This is a genomic window from Zhongshania sp., assembly GCF_041623545.1.
Taxonomy (GTDB): domain Bacteria; phylum Pseudomonadota; class Gammaproteobacteria; order Pseudomonadales; family Spongiibacteraceae; genus Spongiibacter.
In genome coordinates, this window is record NZ_JBFJWS010000214.1 from 1 (window position 1) to 5521 (window position 5521).

Genomic DNA, 5521 nt, shown 5'->3' on the forward strand with positions numbered 1-5521 from the left:
AAGAAATTCGGTTCGCAGGGTAAAAAGACTGCTGTGGTTTCAACCATCAACGGTGATGCCAATGTCCCGTTCTACAAAGAACTGGCTAACCAGGGCCTCTCTGCAGAAGATATTCCAGTAGTGGCGTTCTCTGTTGGTGAAGAAGAACTGTCTGGCTTTGATACTGGCCCGCTAGTTGGTCATCTTGCCGCGTGGAACTACTTCATGAGCGCAGATGCGGAAGTTAACGACGCGTTTATTGATAAATGGCTGGCCTATATCGGCGATGCTAAGCGCGTCACCAATGACCCAATGGAAGCCACCTATATTGGTTTCAATATGTGGGTTAAGGCAGTTGAAAAAGCGAAAACCACCAAAGTAGATAAAGTACACGATGCCTTGATCGGTATTAGCGTACCGAATCTGACTGGCGGCATGGCGACGATGCTACCTAACCACCACCTGACAAAGCCAGTGTTGATCGGTGAAATTCAGGAAAATGGTCAGTTTGATATCGTATGGCAAACCGAAGCCGCTGTGCCCGGTGATGCTTGGACTGACTTCCTGCCTGAAAGTGCAAAGCTTGAGGCCGATTGGCAGAACCCGAAAATCATGTGCGGTAACTACAATACTGAAACCAAGAAGTGCTCAGGTCAAAACTACTAAGCCTGCTTAGCGAGGTCGCTCGCTGAATAAAGGAAGTTCCTCGGACTTCTTTTCAAAAGATACCCCGCCACACTCTGGCGGGGTATCTATAGCAAATGGATGTTTCAATGAAGCTGACTCATATCGATACGCAGTCCGTATTCCGATTTATATTATTTTGCCTAGTCATTTCTCTGCCTATGCAAGGCACTGCTGCGCCGATTGCGATGGCAGGCCAATCTAAAATTCAAAGTGAAGATGCGGCGCTTTTGCTTAATGACTTCATTACGGTAAAAAGCACCATCGATAAAATCAATCTTATTAATTTAATTGCTAACTCAAATTTGCCGCAGCGCGTTGCCGTACTCGAGGCGCTGCAGTCGGGTGATTTGTACTACACCAAGAAAGCGAAACAGTTGGTTTACGCTCACAGTCACGCCGATGGCTACAGTGTTGTGGCGGTAATTAGCGGTGAAGATCTCGGCGTGGTGGGTAGTCGCGCGGTGCGTAAAATTAGTATCAATAATGAGCTGCGCACGGTGTTGCGCGGCGTGCTGGCAGAAATAGCGCTGCGCAGCGAAGACCCCGCAACGCGCCTGCAAGCGGCAAAGAATCTTGTTCGCAGCCCGGCCCCAGAATTTTTGCCCGCCATTGAACGGGCGCTGGTAATGGAGTCCGATGCTAAGGTGATTGAATCACTCAAGCTTGCCGCGGCAATGGTGAATTTGAATTCCGACGAGCAAGTTCTGCGTTTAGATGCCATTGAATCTTTCCGGGGCAGTCTCGACAGCGATGCTATGTCACTGCTCGCGGCGATGCAGCTCACCGATAGTGAAGGTAACTATATAGAAACTGACGAGCTTGTTCGGGAGTCTGCCGCTGCGGTATTAAAGCAAATGCGCAGCGAAGCCAAGATTTATAAATTAATTGAGAATACGTTTTTCGGTTTGAGCTTGGGCTCGGTACTATTACTTACTGCCGTGGGCTTGGCGATCACCTTTGGGGTTATGGGTGTCATTAATATGGCCCACGGCGAGATGATGATGCTGGGCGCCTATACCACATACGTCATCCAGTTATTGATGCCTAACTATATTGATTACTCGATTATTGTCGCGATTCCCGCCGCGTTTATGGTGTCGGGTTTAGTGGGAATTGTGATTGAGCGCGGCATCATTCGTCATTTATACGGACGTCCACTGGAAACCTTGTTGGCCACTTTCGGTGTGAGTTTGATTTTGCAGCAGGCGGTGCGCAGCATTTTCTCGCCGCTGAATAAATCGGTGACCGCGCCGAGCTGGCTGAGCGGCTCGCTGGAGATTAATGGCGCACTGTCGCTGACCTATAACCGTCTTTATATCATCGCCTTCAGTTTAATTGTCTTACTACTGTTAGTGTTTTTGTTGAAGAAAACCTTTGTTGGTTTGCAAATGCGCGCCGTGACCCAAAACCGCGCCATGGCCAACTCCATGGGCATCCGCACTGGCTGGGTAGACGCCTTAACCTTTGGTTTAGGTTCCGGTATCGCCGGTATTGCCGGAGTTGCCTTAAGCCAGCTGACCAATGTCGGCCCCAACCTAGGCCAGTCTTATATTATCGATTCCTTTATGGTGGTGGTGTTTGGCGGGGTAGGCAATTTATTTGGTACTTTCTTCGCGGCGATGAGCCTTGGCGTGGCCAATAAATTTTTGGAGCCTTTCGCCGGTGCGGTACTGGCCAAGATCTTTGTGCTGGTGTTCATCATTCTGTTTATTCAGTGGCGGCCCCGCGGTTTGTTCGCTCTCAAAGGCCGCTCGGTAGAGGATTAATTGACCATGCTGAATACAAAAATATTTGAACGCAGTGCCATTGGCCGTTTGTTGCTCGCCGACAAAGCGGGTAGTTACTTATTAATGGTGTTGTTCGCCGCCATGGTGCTGGTCCCCCTGTGTAATTTGCTAATGCCCGAGGGCAGTCTCTTACATATCCCGACCTATATAGTGGTTCTGCTGGGTAAGTATCTTTGCTATGCCTTGCTCGCTTTGGCCTTGGATCTCATTTGGGGCTATTGCGGTATTCTGAGCCTCGGCCACGGCGCTTTTTTTGCGCTGGGTGGCTACGTCATGGGTATGCACCTAATGCGACAAATTGGCGAGCGGGGTGTTTACGGTAACCCCGAGTTGCCAGACTTTATGGTGTTTTTGAATTGGACAGAATTGCCTTGGTATTGGTATGGCTTTGATAACTTTTTCTTTGCCATGTTTATGGTGGCCTTGGTGCCGGCGGCACTGGCTTTTGTGTTCGGTTGGTTGGCCTTCCGCTCGCGGGTAACCGGTGTGTACTTGTCCATCATTACTCAGGCGATGACCTACGCCCTGCTGCTTGCCTTCTTCCGCAATGATATGGGCTTCGGCGGCAATAACGGGCTCACCGATTTTAAAGACATTCTCGGCTTTAATTTACAGTCAGATGTCACCCGCTGCGTGTTGTTCGCCTTATCGGCGCTGAGCGTGATGCTCGCCTACATATTGTGCCGCGCAATTGTTAGCAGTAAATACGGTCGAGTCCTGGTGGCAATTCGCGACGCTGAGAGTCGTACTCGCTTTATGGGTTATCGGGTCGAGCACTTTAAACTCTTTGTGTTTGTGGTGTCGGCGATACTGGCGGGTATCGCGGGGGCCTTGTATGTGCCTCAGGTCGGCATTATTAATCCCGGCGAATTTGGTCCCATCAACTCAATTGAAATTGTCATTTGGGTAGCGATCGGCGGGCGCGGCACCTTGTTTGGTGCGGTGATCGGTGCGGTGGCAGTGAACTACGCCAAAACCTATTTTACCGGTGCTTTTCCCGAGGTGTGGTTGTTTATGTTGGGGGCGCTGTTTGTGATCAGCACTTTGTATTTACCTAAAGGCATAGTGGGCGTGGTTAAACAATTTCAGGATCGCCGAGCAGAGCGCAACGCGCCGACCTCACAAGGAGCGCAATCATGAGTGCCGTTGTAAAAAGTCCGGGCTTTCACAGCTCGGAACTCCAGAGCATGTTGTATCTCAACGGTGTGACCAAAAGTTTTGACGGCTTTAAAGCGATTAATAATTTGTCCCTGGATATCGCGCCAGGTGAATTGCGGGCCATTATAGGCCCTAACGGCGCGGGTAAAAGTACCATGATGGATATCATCACTGGTAAAACCCGACCCGACTCCGGAGAAGTGCGCTTTCGCGACAGCATCGATCTGACCCAATACGACGAAGCGGATATTGCCAACTTAGGTATTGGTCGTAAATTTCAAAAGCCCACGGTTATTGAAACCCTCACTGTTTGGGAAAATGTGGAACTGGCGCTGGCGGGTAATCGCAGTGTGATTCGTGCGCTCTGGCATAAGCTGAGCAGCGAACAGGGTGACCGGATAAATGAAGTGATTAAGTTGGTCGGCCTAAAAGCTAAGACCAGCGAGCTGGCGGGCAGTCTCTCTCACGGCCAAAAGCAGTGGCTGGAAATTGGCATGCTGATCGTGCAGGGGCCGGAGCTTTTGTTGGTCGACGAGCCCGCCGCGGGCATGACCGATCAAGAGACTATGGAAACCGCAGCGCTACTTAAAGAAATTAACCGCGAGCACACGGTGGTGGTGGTCGAGCATGATATGGATTTCATCAAGGCGCTAGACAGTAAAGTTACCGTTCTACATGAAGGTAGTGTCTTGGCTGAGGGACGCCTAGAAGTTGTGTCGGCCAACCCGCGAGTGATCGAAGTTTATTTAGGACGTTAAATTTATGCTGCTAGTTAATGATATCGATCTTTACTACGGCGCAAGCCAAGCTTTACGCAAAGTGAATTTAAGTGCAGAGACAGGCAAGGTTACCTGTATTTTGGGCCGTAACGGCGTGGGTAAGTCCAGTCTTGCAAGAGCCATCACCGGTCGGCATCCGGTACGCGGCGGCAGTATTGTGCTTGATGGCAAAGACATTAGTGCAATGGCTCCAGCCGATCGCGCTCGTGCAGGTATCGCCTATGTGCCCCAAGGCAGGGAAATTTTTTCCCAGCTAACAGTTCAAGAAAACCTCTACACGGGCTACGCCCCCCTTAAACGTAGCCAGCGGCAAATCAGTCCGGAAATTTTTGATTTGTTTCCGGTTTTGAAAAGTATGCTTAAGCGCCGGGGTGGCGATTTGTCTGGTGGACAACAGCAGCAGTTAGCTATTGCTCGAGCACTCATTACCAAGCCGCGCTTATTGGTGTTAGATGAGCCTACCGAAGGGATACAGCCTTCTATTATTAAAGACATCCACAATGTCATCACCATTTTGCGCCAGCAAGGTGAAATGGCGATTGTTCTAGTGGAACAGTATTTTGATTTCGCCCGTGAACTGGCAGACTACTACGCGGTAATGGATCGCGGCGAAGTCATATTATCTGGTCGTGGCGATGAAATGGTAGAAGAAGACGTAAGACGGCATATGACGGTGTGAAGAGCGCGTCGGGTGTCAGACGTGGGCCTGCTGGATGCTTGACGGGAGACGGCGTACGCACACACTGAGTTTCGCTTCCGCAGGATGACGTAGAAGTGGTATCACGTGGAGTGGTTAGCACCGCACATTATACGTCGCCCCAGCGGAGGCAGGGGCCCATCTTCGCAACAAAGTGCAGCCGTGATGCCGCGTCAAATGAATTCACTTCGTTCACTGGTGCAGGTATGACTCTGTAGAGTATTTACGAGGCACGGAGTTTCGTCGCCCTTGCGAATGCGAGGGCCTAGCCTTTGCGTATACCGTCTCCCGTTAAGCGTTCCGCAAGTTCGCGTTCGACCTCCGACTTCAGACTTCAGACGTCCGACAAATTAAATTTGCTGACTATTCACACAAAATGCCGCATTTTTATTTTTGTCAAAGACTATAATGGCGACCTTTACCCCTTCAGGATA

At 50.3% G+C, this 5521-nt stretch carries 5 protein-coding genes; all 5 read left to right on the plus strand.

Annotated elements, in window-relative coordinates; genetic code table 11:
• Nucleotides 1-645: transporter substrate-binding protein (locus ABYT30_RS14755; RefSeq protein WP_373097300.1), on the plus strand; the 645-nt coding region annotated here is incomplete at its 5' end.
• A 107-nt stretch (nucleotides 646-752) separates the two neighbouring features.
• Nucleotides 753-2432 (plus strand): urea ABC transporter permease subunit UrtB, encoded by a 1680-nt coding sequence (urtB, locus tag ABYT30_RS14760; RefSeq protein ID WP_373097302.1) that lies wholly within the window; start codon nucleotides 753-755, stop codon nucleotides 2430-2432.
• 6 nt (nucleotides 2433-2438) lie between these two features.
• Nucleotides 2439-3593, plus strand: a complete 1155-nt coding sequence (gene urtC, locus ABYT30_RS14765) for an urea ABC transporter permease subunit UrtC (RefSeq protein WP_373097303.1) — start codon at nucleotides 2439-2441, stop codon at nucleotides 3591-3593.
• Nucleotides 3590-4369, plus strand: a complete 780-nt coding sequence (gene urtD, locus ABYT30_RS14770; RefSeq protein WP_373084697.1) for an urea ABC transporter ATP-binding protein UrtD — start codon at nucleotides 3590-3592, stop codon at nucleotides 4367-4369. The genes urtC and urtD overlap by 4 nt, the downstream gene beginning before the upstream one ends.
• A 4-nt stretch (nucleotides 4370-4373) precedes the next feature.
• Nucleotides 4374-5069, plus strand: coding sequence for an urea ABC transporter ATP-binding subunit UrtE (urtE, locus tag ABYT30_RS14775; protein WP_373084695.1), 696 nt, complete (start codon nucleotides 4374-4376; stop codon nucleotides 5067-5069).
• Nucleotides 5070-5521: the final 452 nt, after the last annotated feature.